Source organism: Microbacterium azadirachtae (genome assembly GCF_000956545.1).
Classification (GTDB): domain Bacteria; phylum Actinomycetota; class Actinomycetes; order Actinomycetales; family Microbacteriaceae; genus Microbacterium; species Microbacterium azadirachtae.
Window position 1 is genome coordinate 270833 of sequence record NZ_JYIT01000085.1, and the last position, 17699, is coordinate 288531.

At 70.7% G+C, this 17699-nt stretch carries 22 protein-coding genes; 4 read left to right on the plus strand and 18 right to left on the minus strand.

All coding sequences use genetic code 11. From position 1 onward, the window contains the following. The first annotated feature begins 35 nt into the window (after nucleotides 1-35). Entirely contained in the window at nucleotides 36-1094 is a 1059-nt protein-coding gene (locus tag RL72_RS17435) for an AI-2E family transporter (protein ID WP_045252117.1), read from the plus strand. A 31-nt stretch (nucleotides 1095-1125) separates the two neighbouring features. Here the strand turns inward: RL72_RS17435 and RL72_RS17440 are convergent, their stop codons facing one another. From RL72_RS17440 to rpsB, 9 genes are all read right to left on the minus strand, one after another. After that, on the minus strand, nucleotides 1126-1839 hold the full coding sequence (locus tag RL72_RS17440; RefSeq protein ID WP_082072483.1) for an alpha/beta hydrolase: 714 nt from the start codon (nucleotides 1837-1839) through the stop codon (nucleotides 1126-1128). 1 nt (nucleotide 1840) lies between these two features. After that, entirely contained in the window at nucleotides 1841-2125 is a 285-nt protein-coding gene (locus RL72_RS17445) for a hypothetical protein (RefSeq protein ID WP_045252119.1), read from the minus strand. Between the two features lie 13 nt (nucleotides 2126-2138). Beyond that, on the minus strand, nucleotides 2139-2789 hold the full coding sequence (locus RL72_RS17450) for an aggregation-promoting factor C-terminal-like domain-containing protein (RefSeq protein WP_045252120.1): 651 nt from the start codon (nucleotides 2787-2789) through the stop codon (nucleotides 2139-2141). Nucleotides 2790-2883: 94 nt separating this feature from the next. Further along, nucleotides 2884-3465 (minus strand): DivIVA domain-containing protein, encoded by a 582-nt coding sequence (locus tag RL72_RS17455; protein WP_045252121.1) that lies wholly within the window; start codon nucleotides 3463-3465, stop codon nucleotides 2884-2886. Next, complete coding sequence (locus RL72_RS17460; RefSeq protein ID WP_045252122.1) at nucleotides 3462-4505, minus strand: phosphatidate cytidylyltransferase; 1044 nt, start codon at nucleotides 4503-4505, stop codon at nucleotides 3462-3464. Before RL72_RS17460 ends, RL72_RS17455 begins: the two co-directional genes overlap by 4 nt. A gap of 8 nt (nucleotides 4506-4513) precedes the next feature. Next, on the minus strand, nucleotides 4514-5068 hold the full coding sequence (gene frr, locus RL72_RS17465) for a ribosome recycling factor (protein ID WP_045252123.1): 555 nt from the start codon (nucleotides 5066-5068) through the stop codon (nucleotides 4514-4516). A 98-nt stretch (nucleotides 5069-5166) separates the two neighbouring features. After that, on the minus strand, nucleotides 5167-5883 hold the full coding sequence (gene pyrH / locus RL72_RS17470; protein ID WP_045252124.1) for a UMP kinase: 717 nt from the start codon (nucleotides 5881-5883) through the stop codon (nucleotides 5167-5169). Nucleotides 5884-5991: 108 nt separating this feature from the next. Beyond that, on the minus strand, nucleotides 5992-6819 hold the full coding sequence (tsf, locus tag RL72_RS17475) for a translation elongation factor Ts (protein ID WP_045252125.1): 828 nt from the start codon (nucleotides 6817-6819) through the stop codon (nucleotides 5992-5994). 79 nt (nucleotides 6820-6898) lie between these two features. Beyond that, nucleotides 6899-7780: a 30S ribosomal protein S2 gene (gene rpsB, locus RL72_RS17480; protein ID WP_045252126.1), complete on the minus strand. Its 882-nt coding sequence runs from the start codon at nucleotides 7778-7780 to the stop codon at nucleotides 6899-6901. 284 nt (nucleotides 7781-8064) lie between these two features. On the opposite strand from rpsB, the gene RL72_RS17485 reads away from it, so the two are divergent. Beyond that, nucleotides 8065-8667, plus strand: coding sequence for a murein hydrolase activator EnvC family protein (locus RL72_RS17485; RefSeq protein ID WP_045252127.1), 603 nt, complete (start codon nucleotides 8065-8067; stop codon nucleotides 8665-8667). Between the two features lie 12 nt (nucleotides 8668-8679). On the opposite strand, the gene RL72_RS17490 is transcribed toward RL72_RS17485, so the two are convergent. The 9 genes from RL72_RS17490 to RL72_RS17530 all read right to left on the minus strand — a co-directional run bounded on the left by RL72_RS17490 (nucleotide 8680) and on the right by RL72_RS17530 (nucleotide 15972). Next, nucleotides 8680-9582, minus strand: coding sequence for a tyrosine recombinase XerC (locus RL72_RS17490; RefSeq protein ID WP_045252128.1), 903 nt, complete (start codon nucleotides 9580-9582; stop codon nucleotides 8680-8682). 130 nt (nucleotides 9583-9712) lie between these two features. Then, entirely contained in the window at nucleotides 9713-10882 is a 1170-nt protein-coding gene (gene dprA / locus RL72_RS17495) for a DNA-processing protein DprA (RefSeq protein ID WP_248700513.1), read from the minus strand. Between the two features lie 77 nt (nucleotides 10883-10959). Further along, the gene (locus RL72_RS17500; protein ID WP_045252129.1) at nucleotides 10960-12489 is read right to left on the minus strand and encodes a YifB family Mg chelatase-like AAA ATPase; all 1530 of its coding nucleotides are present in this window, start codon (nucleotides 12487-12489) and stop codon (nucleotides 10960-10962) included. Then, the gene (locus RL72_RS17505; RefSeq protein ID WP_045252130.1) at nucleotides 12486-12848 is read right to left on the minus strand and encodes a YraN family protein; all 363 of its coding nucleotides are present in this window, start codon (nucleotides 12846-12848) and stop codon (nucleotides 12486-12488) included. Before RL72_RS17505 ends, RL72_RS17500 begins: the two co-directional genes overlap by 4 nt. Nucleotides 12849-12970: 122 nt before the next feature. After that, nucleotides 12971-13297 (minus strand): DUF2469 family protein, encoded by a 327-nt coding sequence (locus tag RL72_RS17510; RefSeq protein ID WP_045252131.1) that lies wholly within the window; start codon nucleotides 13295-13297, stop codon nucleotides 12971-12973. A gap of 68 nt (nucleotides 13298-13365) precedes the next feature. Continuing rightward, the gene (locus tag RL72_RS17515; RefSeq protein WP_045252132.1) at nucleotides 13366-14025 is read right to left on the minus strand and encodes a ribonuclease HII; all 660 of its coding nucleotides are present in this window, start codon (nucleotides 14023-14025) and stop codon (nucleotides 13366-13368) included. Then, a complete protein-coding gene (gene lepB / locus RL72_RS17520; protein WP_045252133.1) occupies nucleotides 14006-14788 on the minus strand; it encodes a signal peptidase I in 783 nt (260 codons plus the stop codon). The genes RL72_RS17515 and lepB overlap by 20 nt, the downstream gene beginning before the upstream one ends. Before the next feature lie 120 nt (nucleotides 14789-14908). After that, on the minus strand, nucleotides 14909-15259 hold the full coding sequence (rplS, locus tag RL72_RS17525) for a 50S ribosomal protein L19 (RefSeq protein ID WP_045252134.1): 351 nt from the start codon (nucleotides 15257-15259) through the stop codon (nucleotides 14909-14911). Between the two features lie 185 nt (nucleotides 15260-15444). Continuing rightward, nucleotides 15445-15972: a hypothetical protein gene (locus RL72_RS17530; RefSeq protein WP_045252135.1), complete on the minus strand. Its 528-nt coding sequence runs from the start codon at nucleotides 15970-15972 to the stop codon at nucleotides 15445-15447. 102 nt (nucleotides 15973-16074) lie between these two features. On the opposite strand from RL72_RS17530, the gene map reads away from it, so the two are divergent. Beyond that, nucleotides 16075-16857, plus strand: a complete 783-nt coding sequence (map, locus tag RL72_RS17535; protein WP_045252136.1) for a type I methionyl aminopeptidase — start codon at nucleotides 16075-16077, stop codon at nucleotides 16855-16857. A 107-nt stretch (nucleotides 16858-16964) separates the two neighbouring features. Beyond that, entirely contained in the window at nucleotides 16965-17498 is a 534-nt protein-coding gene (locus tag RL72_RS17540) for a histidine phosphatase family protein (RefSeq protein ID WP_248700514.1), read from the plus strand. Nucleotides 17499-17699 lie beyond the last annotated feature (201 nt).

Genomic DNA, 17699 nt, shown 5'->3' on the forward strand with positions numbered 1-17699 from the left:
CGGTTTACGCTGGGAAACCGATCACGAAGGATCCCATGAAGCTGCACAACCCGTTCCGCACCGCGCTGGTGGCGACGCTGGGCGTCGGCCTCGGCATCCTGCTCATCCAGAGCGTGCAGAGCCTGTCGACGATCCTGCTGTATGTCGGCACAGCACTGTTCCTGAGCCTCGGCCTCGACCCCATGGTCAGCTGGCTGACACGCCGCCGCCTGCCGCGCTGGGCGGCGGTGCTGATCACGGTCGTCGTGGTGCTCGGAGTCTTCGTCGGCATCGTGCTGATGGTCATCCCGATCCTGGTGAACCAGATCACGCTGCTCGTCCAGCAGATCACCCAGATCGTCAACAGCGGCACGGCCATGGCCGATTTCACGCACTGGCTCGCGAGCCTTTTCCCCAACCTCGACGTCGACGCCGTGTTCGGCTACGTGAACGACTGGCTGAACAAGAACCTCGGCGACATCAGCAGCTCGATCGGTCAGGGCGTGATCGTCGTGGGCGGCGCGCTGTTCGCCGGGATCAGCGGCACGTTCATCATCCTGATCCTGACCATCTACTTCACCGCGGCGATCCCCTCGCTCAAGGGTGCGGTGTACCAGGTGGTGCCCGCATCGAAGCGGGACCGCTTCATCGATCTCGCCGAGCAGATCACCGCGTCCGTCGGCTACTACGTCATGGGCCAGGTGACGATGGGCGTGATCAACGGCGTGCTGAGCCTGTTCTTCCTGTCGATCATCCAGGCGCCGTTCTCGATCGTGCTCGCGGTGATCGCGTTCTTCTTCTCGCTGATCCCGCTCGTCGGCACGCTGACCGGATCCACGATCATCGTGCTCGTGTGCCTGGGCCTCAGCTCGACCCCGCTCACGGCGCTGGTCGCGGCGATCTACTACCTCGTCTACATGCAGATCGAGGCGTACGTCATCTCGCCGCGCGTGATGAACCGCGCCGTCTCCGTCCCCGGTGCCGTCGTGGTGATCGCCGCTCTGTCCGGAGGCGCGCTGCTCGGACTGCTGGGCGCGCTCATCGCGATCCCGGTCGCGGCCAGCATCCTGATCATCTACCGGCAGGTGCTCATCCCCCGGATGAACGAACGCTGAGCCGCACCTCGGATCGCACGCTCGGACCGGGTCAGAGCGCAGGCCACTCCCGCCGCAGCGGAAGCGCGGCCGGATTGACCGCCGAGACGATCTCATCGAGCACACGCCGCGTCTGGCTCTCGCCCACCCACAGGTGACGCCCGCCGTCGACGGCGATGAGCCGCGCGTGCGGGATCGCCGCGAACCGCTCGGTCGCCTCGTCCGGGCGCAGGTAGTCGTCGAGCTCGGGCACCAGTACGACGACTTGACGGTCGTCCTGCGCCCAGGCGGCGACCTCCGCCGCCGTGGCCCGATGCAGCGGCGGCGAGAGCAGGATCACGCCTTCGATGTCGTGCTGACGTCCGTACTTGAGCGCCAGCTCCGTGCCGAAGGACCATCCCACGAGCCACGGCCGCGGCAGGCCGCGCTCGTGGACGAACGCCATGGCGGCGGCGACATCGAGACGTTCGCTGGTTCCGCCGTCGAAGACCCCCTCGCTCGCGCCCCGCGGAGAGGATGTCCCCCGCGTGTTGAACCGGAGAACAGCGAGATCGGCGAGAGCCGGAAGACGGGCGGCCGCCTTGCGCAGGATGTGCGAGTCCATGAAGCCGCCGGCGGTGGGCAGCGGGTGCAGGGTCACGAGGGTCGCGACGGGCTCGCCTGCCTCCGGGAGTGCGAGTTCGCCGACGAGGCGCAGCCCGTCCTCGGTACGCAGCTCGATGTCCTCCCGGCGGGCAGGCAGCAGACGGGGTCCGCGGATCTCCACGTCAGCCTCGCCGCCAGCAGCCGTTGTGCCAGTGCCGGCGGGCGGCGAGGTCCGCCGCATCTCCGAGCACGCCGTCAGCGCGCCAGACCACCAGATGCGCCGTCCCGGCCGGGATCAGCCCCGAGCAGCCGGGGCACACATATTCCTTCTGCGCCTGCGCCGCGGTCAGCGGCTGGACGTACCACTCACCGCCCCCGCGCACCTCGGTGCGCTTCCATCCGGCGATCAGCCGATCGAGCGAGTCGTCCCGTGGGCGCTCCGGACGTCGCCTATGCGAGCGTGGCATGGGTGAGCGCTGCTCACCACCAGTTGTTAGCCGACCAGAACGCGACGGCCGAACCCCAGCTGCCGTAGCGCCCCACGGCGTAGCCGTTCGCCCAGCGGAGGTTGTCGACCGGATCATAGCCGTTGCCCGGGACCTTGCTGCACGGCAGTGCCTGGACCAGTCCGCACGCGCCGGAACCGCTGTTCGTGGCGTTCGGGTTCCAGCCGCTCTCCCGGCTGACGATGTAGTCGACGTAGCCCCAGTCGCTGGACGCGATGCCCGCAGCGGCCATCCATTCGGCTGGTGCGCCGCCGCCGCTGTAGAACATCGGCCCCGGATCGCTGGATCCCGAGTCCGATGAGGAGCTGGAGCTCGAGGCGACGACCGGTTCGGGCGTCGGGGTCGGCTTCGGCTTGACGTACACGTCGAACGCGTCGCGTGCCTGCGCCGTCGGCGTCACGCCGTGCACCGAGACCGTGATGTTCTGCGCGTCGCGCGCGGCCAGGGCGTAGGCCGTGGTGACCGAGGCATGGGCCGGCTCGCCCGCGGACATCGCGAGGCCGGCGGGCGCCACGATGGCGACCGAGAAGCCCACGACGGCGAGGCCTGCGACGACCGCGGACGTCGCACGACGGGACGTCGACTTCGCGCCCGCTCGGGCTGCTGTGGCTGCTGCGTTCTGCACGGCGCCTCGGGCGCGCGCCGCTATCGAATCGTTATCGGGAGTCACAATGGGTCCGATTCTAGCCAGGGGAACCTGAATCCGCCATGAGAATCGCTCAGCGGATCGCCAGGATCACGTCGATGGTCGCGTCCAGCAGCGCGTCGACCTGCTCTTCGCGGTATCCGCGACGCTGCATGCGGAACGCCGTCTGACGCACCTGCTCGGCGCTCAGTGCGTCGCCGTCGCGCAGAAACCGCACGATGCGCTTCGCCACGTGATCCACCTCGTCGACCCGGTACCCGAAGGTGAGCAGGCCGGTGCGCGCGAAGCGATGACCCTGCGGCCTGCTGAGGTGGTCGAGGATGACCTGGGCGTCGGAGCGCGCCCGGCCGACCCATGCCGAAGCGCCGTCGGAGGCCACCACCGCGGCACGCTCGCGCTGTGCGAAGGCCTCCTCCACGCGCGCGAGCGCCGCATCGACGGCGGCGATGTCGTACCCGCCCCGGACCAGCGGAAACGAGGCGCCGCGGATGTCCGACGAGTCGATGCCGTCCGCCTCCTCCTCGAAGGCGCGACGCGCACGGGCGAGGAAGGTGTCGACCGCGGCGCGCTGATAGCCCTTCTCCCTGCGGGAGACGACGGCGAAGCTCGGAGACGGCGCTGCGGAAGCGCTCGCGGATCGTGCGGAGTCGGTCATGCGGCCACCAGGGGGGTGAGGAGGATGTAGAGAGCGAGCGCGACGACGCCCGAGGGGAGGACACTGTCCAGGCGATCCAGGAGCCCGCCGTGGCCGGGGATCCAGGAACTCATGTCCTTGATGCCGAGGTCGCGCTTGAGGAGGGACTCCCCCAGGTCGCCGATCGTGGCCGAGGCGACCAGCGCGGCACCGAGGATGAGACCGGCCCACCACGGCACACCGAGCATGTAGACGCCGACGAGGGCACCGGCGACCAGCGAGCCGACGACTGCGCCCGCGAAACCCTCCCAGGTCTTCTTCGGGCTGACCCGCGGCGCCATCGGGTGGCGCCCGCCCCGGCCGAACAGCAGCCCGGAGGCGTACGCGCAGGTGTCGGTGACGACCACCACGACGATGAGCGCGAGCACCCACCACTCGCCGCGGGGCTGATGCAGGAGCATCAGCACGATCGCGCCGAGGAACGGCACGTAGACCTGGACGAACCCGGCCGCGAGGGCGTCCGTCAGGACGTCCCCGTACGTGCGCCCGTCCTTCGCGATCATCTGCGCCATGAGTCGCCACACCGTCACGCCGAACACGGCGACGAAGAGCATGACCCAGCACAGCCACGGGTCCGCGAAGTAGCCGCTCGCCGCGAGCAGCGCGCCCAGCACCAGGTGAGGCCAGAGGTCGACCTTGCGTCCGCCGGCGCGCAGCGCCAGCACCAGCTCCCACACGGCGAGCAGGATGATGGCCAGGCCGATCACGACGAACGACCACTTGGCGAACAGCAGCGACGCGAGGATGACCCCGCCGATCAGGAGTCCGACGCCGATCGCCACCACGAGGTCGCGACCGGTCCGCTCCTTGATCCGTTCGTTCGCCTGGTCGAGCTGGTCACGGGCATGGGAGACGTGCGTCTCGATCTCAGCCTTCTTCGCCTGCCATTGCGACTGCAGATTGTCACCGGGTCGCGGAGGCACGCCCTCACCGCGATGCGGAGGGAGCGGCGGTCGTGGCGGGATCGTCGACGCGTCGTCGCCGCCGGACGGATTGCTCATCGGCGCTCTCAGACCTCGAGCAGCTCTGCCTCTTTGCGCTTCACGGCATCGTCGATGAGGTCGACGTGCTGGCGCGTGAGAGCGTCGAGCTCCTTCTCGCCCCGGGCGATCTCATCCTCGCCGAGCTCGCTCTTCAGTGCGTCGAGCTCGTCCTTCGCCTTGCGGCGGATCCCGCGGACGTGCACCTTCGCGTCCTCGCCCTTGCTCTTGACGAGCTTGACGTACTCCTTGCGGCGCTCCGCGGTCAGCTCGGGCATCGTGACGCGCACGATGTTGCCGTCGTTGGAGGGGTTCGCGCCCAGGTTGGGCATGTCCCGGATCGCCTGCTCGATCGCCTTGAGAGCCGACTTGTCGTACGGCGTGACGATGAGCGAACGGGCCTCGGGGTTCGCGAGCGATGCGAGCTGCGCGAGCGGGGTCGGCGTGCCGTAGTAGTCCACCAGGACCTTCTGGAACATCTGCGGGTTGGCACGGCCGGTGCGCACCGTGCTGAAGTCCTCCTTGGCGGCCTCGACGGCGCGCTGCATGCGGGAGGTGGTGTCGGCGAGGACATCCGCGATCACGGTGGCTCCTATCGTCAGGGGTTTCGTCTCAAGTCTATCGGTGGCGCAGCGCGGATCCCGGGCTCGACGCCGCAGGCACGGCCCGGGATCCGGCGACGTCAGGCGATGACGCGCGTGCCGATCGGCTCGCCCAGCAGCGCCCGGGTGATGTTGCCGGCCGGCTCCATGCCGAACACGCGCATGTCCATGCCGTTGTCCATGCAGAGGCTGAACGCCGTCGAGTCCACGACCTTGAGGCCGCGGACGAGCGCGTCCTGGAACGTGATCTCCTCGATCCGCTCGGCGGACGCGTCGGTCTTGGGATCGGCGGTGTAGATCGCGTCGACGCCGTTCTTGGCGACGAGCACCTCGTCCGCGCCGATCTCGAGGGCGCGCTGCGCCGCGACCGTGTCGGTGGAGAAGTACGGCAGGCCCGCTCCGGCGCCGAAGATGACGACGCGGCCCTTCTCCATGTGCCGTTCCGCACGCAGCGGAAGGTACGGCTCCGCGACCTGGGTCATCGCGATCGCGGACTGGACGCGCGGCGAGGCGCCGGCCTGCTCGAGGAAGTCCTGCAGGGCGAGCGCGTTCATGACGGTGCCGAGCATGCCCATGTAGTCGGCACGCGCGCGGTCCATGCCGCGCTGGCTGAGCTCGGCGCCGCGGAAGAAGTTGCCGCCGCCGACGACGACCGCGATCTCCACGCGATCGGTGGCGGCAGCGATCTCGCGGGCGATCTGGCTCACGATGTCGGGGTTGACCCCGAGCTGTCCGCCGCCGAAGGCCTCACCGGAGAGCTTGAGGACGACGCGGCGTCGACCCTGTCGTTCGGTCATGGAGTGCTTCCTCTCGTCTGGGAAAAGATATCGTGCGGGGCGCCCGGATCGGATGCGGGCATGACGAAGGGGTCCGGACCCTGGTGGATCCGAACCCCTTCGATGCTGTTACGCGCCGACCTTGAAGCGCGCGAAGCCGGTCACGGTGATGCCGGCGTCCTTCGCGACCTGGCCCACGGACAGCTTGTTGTCCTTGGCGTAGTCCTGCTCGAGCAGGGCGACCTGCTTGAAGAACGCGGTGACGCGGCCCTCGACGATCTTCGGCAGGGCGGCCTCCGGCTTGCCCTCGTTGCGGGAGATCTCGGTGACGATCTCGCGCTCCTTCTCCACGTCCGCAGCCGGGACGTCCTCACGGGTGAGGTAGGAGGGGTTCGCGAACGAGATGTGCTGGGCGATGCTGCGCGCGGTCTCCGCGTCGTCACCCGTGTAGGCGACGACGACGCCGACCTGCGGCGGGAGGTCCTTGCTGGTGCGGTGCAGGTACACCTGGAACGCGTCGCCGGTGAGCGTGCGCACGCGCCGCAGCTCGACCTTCTCGCCGATGATGGCGGCCTCGTCCGAGATCAGCTGCTCGACGGTCTGGCCGCCGGCGTCGGCCGCGAGGGCCTCCTCGACGGTGTTCGCCTTGACGGCGGCGACCGCGTCGGCGACCTTGTCGGCCAGCGCGATGAAGCGCTCGTTCTTCGCGACGAAGTCGGTCTCGCAGGCGAGCTCGACGAGCGTCACGGCGCCGTCCTGCTCGCGGGCGACGACCAGGCCCTCGCTGGTGGAACGGTCAGCGCGCTTGGCGTTGCCCTTCGCACCCTTCAGGCGGAGGATCTCGACGGCCTTGTCGACGTCGCCGTCGGCCTCTTCGAGCGCCTTCTTGGTGTCGACCATTCCCGTGCCGAGCTGCTCACGCAGCGCCTTGATGTCGGCGATGGTGAAGTTGGCCATGTTGTGGTGGCTCCTTGCTTCGTGTGTGTGCGTGGTGATTGCCGGCCAGCCGGCGTGTGCCGGCTGGCCGGTCGGCGAATTACTTGTCGGCGGACTCGGCGTCGGCGACCTCGGTCGCCGTCTCGTCGGCGGCAGCGGCGATTGCCTCGTCGTGCGCGGCGGCACCGGCCTCGTCGGCGGCCGACTCGGTCGCGGCGGTCTGCGCGTCGGCGCCCTCGAGGAGCTCCTGCTCCCACTCGGCGAGCGGCTCGGCGTCGCCGGCCTCGGGGTTGTGCTTGACCTGCAGGCCCTCCGCGGCGGCGTCGGCGATGATGCGCGTCAGCAGCGAGACCGAGCGGATGGCGTCGTCGTTGCCGGGGATCGGGTACTGGAAGTCGTCCGGGTCGGCGTTGGTGTCGAGGATGCCGATCACCGGGATGCTCAGCTTCTTGGCCTCGTCGATCGCGAGGTGCTCACGCTTCGCGTCGACGACCCACAGGGCCGACGGGGTCTTGGTGAGGTTGCGGATGCCGCCCAGAGACTTGTGCAGCTTGTCGAGCTCGCGCTTCTTGAGCAGCAGCTCCTTCTTCGTGAAGCCCGAGGCGGCCGGGTTCTCGTAGTCGAGCTCCTCGAGCTCCTTCATGCGGGCGAGGCGCTTCGCGATGGTGGAGAAGTTGGTGAGGAGGCCGCCGAGCCAGCGCTGGTTGACGTAGGGCTGGCCGACGCGGGTGGCCTGCTCGGCGAGGATCTCCTGCGCCTGCTTCTTGGTGCCCACGAAGAGGATGGTGCCGCCGTGCGCGACGGTCTCCTTGACGAAGTCGTACGCCTTGTCGATGTAGCCGAGCGACTGCTGGAGGTCGATGATGTGGATCCCGCTGCGCTCCGTGAGGATGAAGCGCTTCACCTTCGGGTTCCACCGGCGGGTCTGGTGTCCGAAGTGAACGCCGCTGTCGAGCAGCTGGCGGATGGTGACGACGGCCATGGTCGTACTCCTTGCTGGTTGAGGTTGTGCTGCCGATCGGCGATCGGCGATCCTGGTGCCCGGCGCGCACTCCGCTCTCTTCCGAGAGACCTGTGGAGCGTTCGCCACGTTGAACGCTGTGGGCACGCGTAGTCACCCCGACATACGGGATGCCCTGCAAGCATATCAGGATCGCGCCTCCGGTTCGCGCGCATCCGGTCCGCACAGCTGCGCCCGCGTCCGGGCTCCACACGGATGATGCACCGAACGTCCTCGAGTCTCCGCGCACGGCGCAGGATCGCTGCATGTCGAGTCTTCTCCGCTCACCCGACACCGGGCCACCGCGATGGGTTCTCGCGCTCGTGGCGGCGCTGCTCGGCGCCCTCGTGCCGCTGCTCGGTCCCGCGCCGGCACCGGCCGCCGAGGCCGCGGACCCGATCGCGCACGTCGGCGGGCCGGCCGTCGGAAGCTCCACACGACCGCCGCTCCCCGACGGCGACTGGCTATGGCCGGTCGAGGGGAGCCGATCCGTGGTGGAGCCGTTCCGCGCTCCCGCGCACGCCTACGGCGCGGGGCATCGCGGGGTCGACCTCGCGGCCGCCGGCGATCTGCGCGCCCCGGCCGACGGCGTGGTCGCCTTCGCCGGCGCCGTGGTCGATCGGCCGCTGCTCACCATCGACCACGGCAACGGCCTCGTCACCACGTTCGAGCCCGCGACGTCGACGCTGACGCCCGGCTCCCTTGTCCATCGCGGCGACGTCGTGGCGCACCTGGCCGCCGGCGGTCACGCTCCCCCGGGCTCGCTGCATCTCGGAGTGCGCTGGAACGGGGTCTACGTCAATCCGATGCTGCTGTTCGGGGACGTTCCCCGCGCCGTGCTTCTGCCGTGCGGCTCCGACGGATGCTGACGTCTGTCCGCATCAGGCGCGCGGGTGCGCGAGACGGTAGCTCGCGGCCAGTCGCTCGGCGGACACGTGCGTGTAGATCTGGGTGGTGCCGAGGCTGGCGTGTCCGAGGATCTCCTGCACCGCCCGCAGGTCGGCGCCCCCGTCGAGCAGATGCGTCGCGGCCGAATGGCGCAACGCGTGCGGTCCGACCGTCTCGGCCCCGATGACGGGGGCCAGCACTCGGGCGACGAGCTCGTACACCGTGCGAGTGCCCAGCGCTCCCCCGCGTGCACCCCGGAAAAGGGCAGGACTCGGCCTCTCGGCGCGTGCGACCAGCACCGGGCGAGCCCTGCGCAGGTACGACGCGACGGCGTTGCGCGCCGGCGCGCCGAACGGCACGACGCGCTCCTTGTCCCCCTTGCCGACGACGCGCGCCGTGCCGCGGTCGAGATCGAGATCGTCCACGTCCAGTCCGCAGAGCTCCGACACGCGCATCCCCGAGCCGTAGAGCATCTCGAGGATCGCGCTGTCGCGCAGCCGGATCGGATCCCCGTCCAGCGCCGCATCGCGCGCCTCGTCCAGGACCACCCGCATCGCGTCGGCCGATGCCACCGCCGGCAGTGTCCGCCCGCGCTTCGGGGTCACCAGACGCAGGGCGGGGTCGACCGGCGCGTGCCCCGCCTCGACGGCCCACGCGAAGAACGAGCGCACCGCGGCGGTGCGCCGAGCAAGGGTCGAACGAGCATCCCCGCGCTGCGTGGCGCGCCACAGCCAGTCCCGCAGGCTCTCCAGGTCGATCGCGGCGAGCTCGGCGTCCGCGGTGGCGGCGGCCAGGTCCGCCAGATCCGAGCGGTAGGCGCGCACGGTCGCCGGCGACAGCCTGCGCACCTGCGTGAGATGCGTCGTGAACGCCGCAGCGGCCTCGGATACGCGCATGGCTCCAGCATGCGCTCTCGCCCGGCCGGAGTGCGGGAGCACGCGCGGGCGCGGGAGCACGCGCGGGCGCGGACGACGGTTGGGGCGGCGATGTGGCGGCGGCGCCCGCATCCGCACCGGTTCCCGAGTCTCACAGACGGACGGCACGCCATCCTCTCTCGGTCCGCATCGCGCTGCCGTCCAGCTCCAGGACTCCGAGGAGCGCCACGACCCGGTCCTCGCTCAGCCCGCAGCGCCGCGCCAGTTCGAGGGGATCGCGCGCCCTGCGCACGTTCAGCGCGTCGGCGAGGCGGATCAGATCCGGCTCCTCCGGGACGCGCGAAGAGCCGGTGCGGGCCGCGCCGAGCAGTTCCCGCACATCCGCCGCCGAGGTGACGCACTGGGCGGCGTAGTCGCGCAGCAGTCGGTGGCAGCCCGCGGACATCGTAGAGGTGATCGGGCCCGGCACAGCGCCGAGCGGTCGACCGAGTTCGGCGGCGTGGGCCGCCGTGTTCAAGGATCCGCTGCGACTTCCCGCCTCCACCACGACCGTTGCGCGTGCGAGAGCGCTGATCAGACGATTGCGCGCGAGGAACCGCCACTTGGTGGGCGCCGACAGGCAGGGCAGCTCGCTCACGAGCGCGCCGCTCGCGACCACGCGCTCGAACAGCTGCGCATGCCCGCTCGGGTAGGGCCGGTCGACGCCTCCGGCGAGGAGCGCGACGGTGCGGCCCCCGGCGCGCAGAGCAGCCCTGTGCGCCGTGCCGTCGATGCCGTAGGCCCCGCCGGAGACGACCACGAGCCCGTCCGTCGCGAGCTCGCCGGCGAGCTCGCCGGCCACGTGCTCGCCGTAGCTCGACGACGCGCGGGCGCCGACGATCGCGACGCCGGGAGCATGCAGCGCCGCGGGGTCGCCGCGCAGCCAGAGGGCACGCGGCGCGTGGGCGCCGAGATCGCCCAGCGACGCGGGCCAGTCCGGGTCCGTGGGCAGCAGCAGCCGCGCGCCGATCCTGGCAGACGTGCGCAGCCCGCCGAGATGCGGTTCGGGGGCGAGCCTCGGCCCCCAGCGCCTGCGCGCGTCCCGCAGCGCAGCGGCCGCGGGACGCTCGGTATCCGCCGCGGCGGGCGCCCGGACATCGTCGAACGCGGCGTCGAGGGCCGCCGTCGGCCCGAGCGCGTCGATCAGAGCCCCGGCGATCCCGTCTCCGGGCTCGCACAGCAGACTCCAGATCAATCCATCGCGCACGGCAGGGTCGTCGAGATCGCCCCGGATCCGCCCCGCCTCGCGGAGGAAGCGAGGATCCTCACGCAGGTCACGCACACGCCGACGGAACTGCCCTGCGACCGGCGCCCGCCCGTCCTCCGGCCTGTCTCCGGCTCGATCATCGTCGCGCGGTCTCATGCCGCCGCTCCCTTCTTGAGGTAAAGGGCCCGCCCCACCTGTGCGAGCCCGGGCGCGGCAGCGCCGTCCAGGTCGGCGACCGACCATGCCAGCCGCAGCACGCGGTCATAGCCGCGCAGTGTCAGCGCTCCGCGCTGCAGCGCGCGGTCCAACGGCCCCCTCGCCTCGGCGGGCAGGCGGAAATCTCCCTGACGCAGCCAGGTGCCGGGCACGTGCGCGTTGAGCCGCCACGGCGTTCCCCGCCAGCGCCACGCTGCTCGCTCCCGTGCCTCCTCGACCCGCGCGCGGGCCTGCGCCGTCGAGGTCGTCCCGCCTTCCGGCATCGTCACGTCGGCGGCGGACACGCGTGCGACACGGACCTCGATGTCGAGACGATCGCGGATCGGCCCGGAGAGCCTCGCCGCGTATCGCCGGATCGCCGAGGGCGGGCAGATGCACTCCTCGCCCACGACGCCGTAGGCCCCGCACGGACAGGGATTGGTGGCGAGGACGAGCTGGAAACGAGCCGGGAACCGTGCTGTGAAGCCCGCCCGATGGATCTCGATCTCGCCCGACTCGAGCGGCTGCCGCAGCGCCTCCACGACGACGCCCGGCGCCTCGGCGGCCTCGTCGAGGAACAGGAGCCCTCCGTGCGCACGAGCGATCGCGCCCGGCCGCGCGACACGCGATCCTCCGCCGATCATCGCCGCGACGGAAGCGCTGTGATGCGGGGCGACGAACGGAGGCCGCCGCTCCAGGCGCGTCAGCGTCTCGCCCGCGAGCGATCGGATCGAGGCGGCCTCGAGCGCCCGTTCGTCGTCGAGGTCGGGCAGGATCCCTGCGAGGCGACGGGCCAGCATCGTCTTGCCCGCGCCGGGCGGGCCGGAGAGCAGCAGGTGGTGCCCACCCGCGGCTGCCACGATCAGGGCGCGGACGGCGTCGTCCTGCCCGATCACATCCGCCAGCTCCCACACCGGCTCGCTCACCTGCGCCGCTGCCGAGGCCAGCACAGGCTGCGGGTCTCCGGGGTCGGACACGTCGGCGCCGTGCAGGAGCGCCACCTGGGCGAGAGTCACCGCGGAGTGCACCTCGAGGCCCGGCACCAGTCGCGCCTCCGCCTCGTTCGCGAACGGGACGACGGCGCGATCGAACCCCGCCTCCCGTGCCGCATGCAGCGCAGGCAGCACGCCGGGGATGGGACGCAGCCTGCCGTCCAGCCCCAGCTCGCCCAGATGCACGGTGCGCGCGATGGAGGCCTGGTCGAGCGTTCCGGCCGTGCCGAACGCCGCGATCGCGATCGCCAGGTCGAACCCGGATCCGTGCTTGGGAAGACTCGCCGGCGAGAGGTTGACCGTCAGCTTGCGCCGGGGCAGCTCCAGACCGCTGTTCCGGCAGGCGCCGTGCACGCGCCGCACCGCCTCGCCGAGTGCGCGATCCGCGAGGCCGATGAGGTCGAATCCGGGCGTCTGCTGCGCGAGGTCGGCCTCCACATCGACCATGTGGCCGTTCAGGCCCGTCAGCGCGACCGCCCACGTGCGCGCCGTCATCGCAGGTCCCTCAGATGCTCGAGCGCGCCGATCGCCGGATCGGCGCCGACGATGCCGATCGCCTCGACGCGCAGCGTGCGCCCCAGACTCTCCCGCCGATGATCCTGCACCCAGGCATGGGCGAGTCGCCAGAGGCGCTGACGCTTGGATGCGTCGATCGCCTCGAAGGGATGGCCGAAGTCCAGCGTGCGCCGCGTCTTCACCTCCACGAACGCCAGCGTGTCCTGATGCAGCGCGACGATGTCGAGCTCGCCCTGGTCGCACCTCCAGTTGCGGTCCAGGATCCGGTAGCCGAGCCGGGTCAGGTGTGCGACGGCGCGCTCTTCGCCCGCGCGTCCGAGTTCGTCCTTCGCTGCCATGATCGACAGCCTGACCGGACGCGCACCTCCACGAGCGCGCGGGGCTGCAACCGGTGTGAAGATGTCGGCGAGGTCAGCCTGTGGAGGACGTCATCCTCCGCGGCGACGCCGGCAGCGCCGGGTCACTCGCCGTCGAGGGAGAGCTCCTGAGGCAGTTCGAACTCACGCCGGGAGAGCTCCTCGACGTTGACGTCCTTGAAGGTGAGCACGCGCACAGACTTGACGAACCGATCGGCGCGGTAGATGTCCCACACCCACACGTCGTTCATCGCGACCTCGAAATAGAAGTCGTGCTCGGTGTCGCGGCGCACGACGTTGACCTCGTTCGCCAGGTAGAAGCGGCGCTCGGTCTCGACCACGTACTGGAACTGCAGGACCACATCGCGGTACTCGCGATACAGGGCGAGCTCGAGCTCGCGGTCATAGTCGTCGAAGGCGTCGTCATCCATGGTCCCCCCATCCTACGAGAGGCCGTCGGGTCGCGAGGGCGAAAGCCGTCGCGGCACCGCGCTCCGGGTCAGAACAGCGTCGGGGCGTCCGCGATCGCCCACGACGCGCGGTGATGCCGGGTGAGACCGCCGCGACGGATGGCATCCCGATGCTCGAGGCTCGCGTAGCCCTTGTTGCGCTCCCACTGGTAGTCGGGGAACTCGCCGGACAGCTCCACCATGAGCGCGTCCCTGGCGACCTTGGCGAGCACCGAGGCCGCCGCGACGGAGGCGCAGTCGCGGTCGGCTTTGATGATCGAGCGCACCGTCAGCGGCGCCGGATGCACGGCCGAGACGTAGTCGTGATTCCCGTCGAGGAGGACGAGTGCCGCCGAGGCGTCCCAGTCCTGCCCGCAGGCGGCCGTGATCGCCCGCGACGCGGCGAGGCCGAGCGCGCGCATGATGCCGATCTCGTCGATCTCGGCGCTGGTCGCCCATCCCACCGCGCTGGCCGGCGCCCAGGAGCCCGCGCGCGCGGCGACCTCGGGACGCCGCTTCTCGGGCACGAGCTTGGAGTCGCGCAGGCCCTGCGGCACACGACGGCGCGCGGCCGCCGCATCCACGACGGTGGCGCCGACGGCGACGGGCCCGGCCAGCGCTCCCCTCCCGACCTCGTCGAGGGCGATGAGGTGGGCGTGCTCGCGCAGCAGTCGCCGCTCGAGGACCAGGCTAGGCTCGACGACCGCCACGACGGCGCCCCTGCGGCTTCGGAGTCGAGACGCCGTTGAAGACGGCGTAGTGCCCGTCGACCAGCCCGAACCGGTCGAAGGGCCACGTGATCAGGAAGGCGCGTCCGACGACGTTGTCCATCGGGACGAATCCGCCGCCCGGCTGGTCCTGGTGATAGCGGGAGTCCTCCGAGCGGGTGCGGTTGTCGCCGAGGACCCACACCGCGTTCTTCGGCACCGTGACGTCGAACGGGATGCTGGACGCGCGGTCGTCGCCCACTCCCCGTTTGAGGTACGAGGACTCGTCGATCGGAGCACCGTTCACGGTGATCTGTCCCAGCGAGTTGCAGCACACCACGTGGTCGCCCGGCAGGCCGATCAGGCGTTTGACGAGGTGGTCGTCCGAATCGGGGGCGGCGATCCCGATCAGCGTCAGGAACCACTCGCCGGCCTCGAGGACGGGCGAGCGCGGTGCCGGCGCCGGAGTGGGCGGAAGCCACCCGCCCGGATCCTTGAACACGACGACGTCGCCGCGGTGGTAGCCGTTCCAGTGCGGCGTGATCTCGTCGACGAGGATGCGGTCCTTGATCAGGAGCGTGTTCTCCATCGATCCCGACGGGATGTAGAAGCTGCGCACGACGAAGGTCTTCACGAGGAAGGACACGAGCACGGCGATGAGCAGGATCACCACGACGTCGCGGAGGAAGACCACCCACCCGCGTCTGCGCGGTGCTGCGGGGCCCTGCACTGCGTCGACGGGCCCGGCCGCGATCTCTTCCGTCATGCGCCATCCTTCACGGCTCCGGCCGTCGATCGACGGCGCCTTCCAGCTTCTCATGCCCGGTGCACGAAGAAGCGCCCCGGGAGGCGTGTCCCAGGGCGCTTCTTCGGATGCTGCGATGGATCAGCGCGCTTCGCGCTTCTCCTTGATCTTCGCCTTCTTGCCGCGCAGGTTGCGCAGGTAGTACAGCTTCGCGCGGCGCACGTCACCGCGGGTGACGACCTCGATGTGGTCGATCACCGGGGAGTGCACCGGGAAGGTGCGCTCGACGCCCACCTGGAAGCTGATCTTGCGGACCGTGAAGGTCTCGCGCACGCCGTCGCCCGAGCGGCCGATGACGACGCCCTGGAAGACCTGGATACGAGAGCGGCTGCCCTCGACGATGTTGACGTGCACCTTGACGGTGTCGCCGGGGAAGAACTCGGGGATGTCGGAGCGGAGCGAAGCCGCGTCGACGGCGTCGAGGATCTGCATGATCGTCTCTCTCTGCACTCGCCTCAGGTCGCATGCAAGTGGGAAGGATGGAAAGTGTGGTGTGTGCCGAGCGGCGCGCAAGGCGACCGCGGGCTCCCCTGAGGCAGAACCGGGTCACGGCACAAGGAACCATTCTGCCATGGATCACGGGCCGCGCCAAAACGCGGACGACGCGAGGCCGCGGCTCAGCGCGGCTCGTGATCCTCGCCGGCACGCCCGGTCTCGGTGATGACGATCACCTGACCGTGACGGCGCGCCTGCTCGTGCGTAGCGCCGTCGCCGAAACCGGACATCGGGGGCCGCGTCTGCTCCTCGGCGATCACGAGCGCGGCGCGTCCGCGGTCCGCGATGTCACGGAAGAGCTGCCACAGGGTGGACCAGAAAACGCCGAGGAACGCGACGATCGTGCCGGCCAGGAGCCATCCGAACGCGCCCTGGGGGAAGAACCCGAGGGCGATCGTCAGCCCGTGCCACACGGTGAACCCGACCACATCCCGCCACGACACGGCCCGCTCCGCGCGGACGGCCGGTCGTGCGCGCACCAGCAGGGCGAGGACCACCTCGCCGACCAGCACCGACGGCAACGCCACGAACAGCACCCAGAGGAAGGCCCACCCTCCTGCCTGGAACACGCCCCAGCCGACGAAGAGCCACAGCGGAAGCACGAGAGCGGCCGGGAACAGCCAGGAGAAGAACGCGCGCCGGATCCACATACCGAGATGCTACGTCGCGACCCCTGCCGCGGTTCCGCACGTTCGCTGTGAGCGTCGGTCGCCTCACGGTGGGAGAGAATGGAGTCGACGAGAGGACAGGGAATGATCGAACTGCGCACCCCCGCCGAGATCGAGGAGATGAGGGCGGCTGGTCGCTTCGTGGCGGAGACGCTCGCGACGCTGCGCGCGGAGACGAAGGTCGGCACCAACCTCCTCTCGATCGACAACCGGGCGCACGAGATGATCCGCAAGGCCGGAGCCGAGTCCTGCTACATCGACTACCACCCGTCGTTCGGCGCCAGCCCCTTCGGCAAGGTCATCTGCACGTCCGTGAACGACGCCGTGCTGCACGGCCTCCCCCACGACTACACGCTGCGCGACGGCGACCTGGTGTCCCTCGACTTCGCGGTCTCGGTCGACGGCTGGGTCGCCGACTCCGCCGTCTCGTTCGTGGTGGGCACGCCCCGCGACGAGGATCTGCGCCTCATCGACACGACGCAGCGCGCGCTCGACGCCGCGATCGCGGCGGCCGTCGTCGGCAACCGCATCGGCGACATCTCTGCCTCGATCGCCGCCGTCGCGCACGGTGAGGGCTACTCGATCAACACCGACTTCGGCGGGCACGGCGTCGGCAGGATCATGCACGGCGACCCGCACGTCCCCAACGACGGCCGCGCCGGCCGGGGCTTCCCGCTGCGCGCCGGGCTGGTCATGGCGCTCGAGCCCTGGTTCCTCGCCACGACCGACGAGCTCGTGACCGATCCCGACGGCTGGACGCTGCGCAGCGCGGACGGCTCGCGCGGCTCGCACTCCGAGCACACGGTGGCCATCACCGAGGACGGCCCCATCGTCCTCACCGACCGCTCCTTCCTCGGCGTCGACTGATCCCGTCCGCGCTCGGCGCGGTCGCGTGGGCTGTGCCATCCTGTCGGCATGTCCCGTCTCGCCTCGCGGATGCCGGATCGCCTGTTCCTCGCCCGGCACGGCCAGACGTGTGGAACCGCGAGCACCGGCTGCAGGGGCAGCTCGACTCGCCGCTGACCGCCGCAGGCGTCGAGCATGCGCTCGCGATCGCGCAGCGTCTCGAAGGCGCGGGAGTGGACGTCGTCTGCACGAGTCCCCTCGGGCGCGCGCGGCGCACGGCGGAGATCGTCGCCGAGCGCCTGCAGGTCGAGGTGGTCGCGGTCGACGACCTCGCCGAGCTCGATCACGGGCGCTTCGCCGGGCACACCTGGGACGAGCTCGAGAGCGCGCATCCCGGGATCCGCGCGCTGCGCTCGGAGAACCGCTACGGCTGGGCCTTCCCCGGCGGCGAGAGCTACGCGTCCGCGCGGCCCCGTGCCATCCGTGCCCTCGAAGCCGCCTTCTGGGCATCCGCCGGCAGCCCGCTGCTCGTCACCCACGAGATGATCGGGCGTCTTCTGCGCGGCGCGATGCGCGGGTGCGGGCATGCGGAGACGCTCGCGCTGCGGCATCCGCACGGTGTCGTGCTGGAGGTCACGCGACACGCGGAGCGCATGATCTGAGCGTGCCTGGACAGACCGCTCTCCCGCCCGCGGTTCCGGCACCCCTAGACTCTGAGCTGTCCCGACCGGATCCCCCCAGGAGGAGCGCATGACCTACCCCGAACAGCCCGGCCAGCCCGCTCCCCAGAGCGGACCGCCGGCGCCCTATCCGTCCCCCGCGGCCCCGCCGGCTCCCCCGGTCCCGCCGACACCCGCGTACTC

Bases quoted from the DNA above. Each gene is read 5' to 3' on its own strand.
- rplS (WP_045252134.1), bottom strand. From the start codon at position 15,259: ATGCAGATCCTCGACGCCGTCGACGCGGCTTCGCTCCGCTCCGACATC.
- map (WP_045252136.1), top strand. From the start codon at position 16,075: ATGATCGAACTGCGCACCCCCGCCGAGATCGAGGAGATGAGGGCGGCT.
- RL72_RS17485 (WP_045252127.1), top strand. From the start codon at position 8,065: ATGTCGAGTCTTCTCCGCTCACCCGACACCGGGCCACCGCGATGGGTT.
- RL72_RS17435 (WP_045252117.1), top strand. From the start codon at position 36: ATGAAGCTGCACAACCCGTTCCGCACCGCGCTGGTGGCGACGCTGGGC.
- RL72_RS17445 (WP_045252119.1), bottom strand. From the start codon at position 2,125: ATGCCACGCTCGCATAGGCGACGTCCGGAGCGCCCACGGGACGACTCG.
- RL72_RS17490 (WP_045252128.1), bottom strand. From the start codon at position 9,582: ATGCGCGTATCCGAGGCCGCTGCGGCGTTCACGACGCATCTCACGCAG.
- RL72_RS17460 (WP_045252122.1), bottom strand. From the start codon at position 4,505: ATGAGCAATCCGTCCGGCGGCGACGACGCGTCGACGATCCCGCCACGA.
- RL72_RS17505 (WP_045252130.1), bottom strand. From the start codon at position 12,848: ATGGCAGCGAAGGACGAACTCGGACGCGCGGGCGAAGAGCGCGCCGTC.
- RL72_RS17510 (WP_045252131.1), bottom strand. From the start codon at position 13,297: ATGGATGACGACGCCTTCGACGACTATGACCGCGAGCTCGAGCTCGCC.
- RL72_RS17530 (WP_045252135.1), bottom strand. From the start codon at position 15,972: ATGTGGATCCGGCGCGCGTTCTTCTCCTGGCTGTTCCCGGCCGCTCTC.
- RL72_RS17455 (WP_045252121.1), bottom strand. From the start codon at position 3,465: ATGACCGACTCCGCACGATCCGCGAGCGCTTCCGCAGCGCCGTCTCCG.
- lepB (WP_045252133.1), bottom strand. From the start codon at position 14,788: ATGACGGAAGAGATCGCGGCCGGGCCCGTCGACGCAGTGCAGGGCCCC.
- RL72_RS17500 (WP_045252129.1), bottom strand. From the start codon at position 12,489: ATGACGGCGCGCACGTGGGCGGTCGCGCTGACGGGCCTGAACGGCCAC.
- rpsB (WP_045252126.1), bottom strand. From the start codon at position 7,780: ATGGCCGTCGTCACCATCCGCCAGCTGCTCGACAGCGGCGTTCACTTC.
- tsf (WP_045252125.1), bottom strand. From the start codon at position 6,819: ATGGCCAACTTCACCATCGCCGACATCAAGGCGCTGCGTGAGCAGCTC.
- pyrH (WP_045252124.1), bottom strand. From the start codon at position 5,883: ATGACCGAACGACAGGGTCGACGCCGCGTCGTCCTCAAGCTCTCCGGT.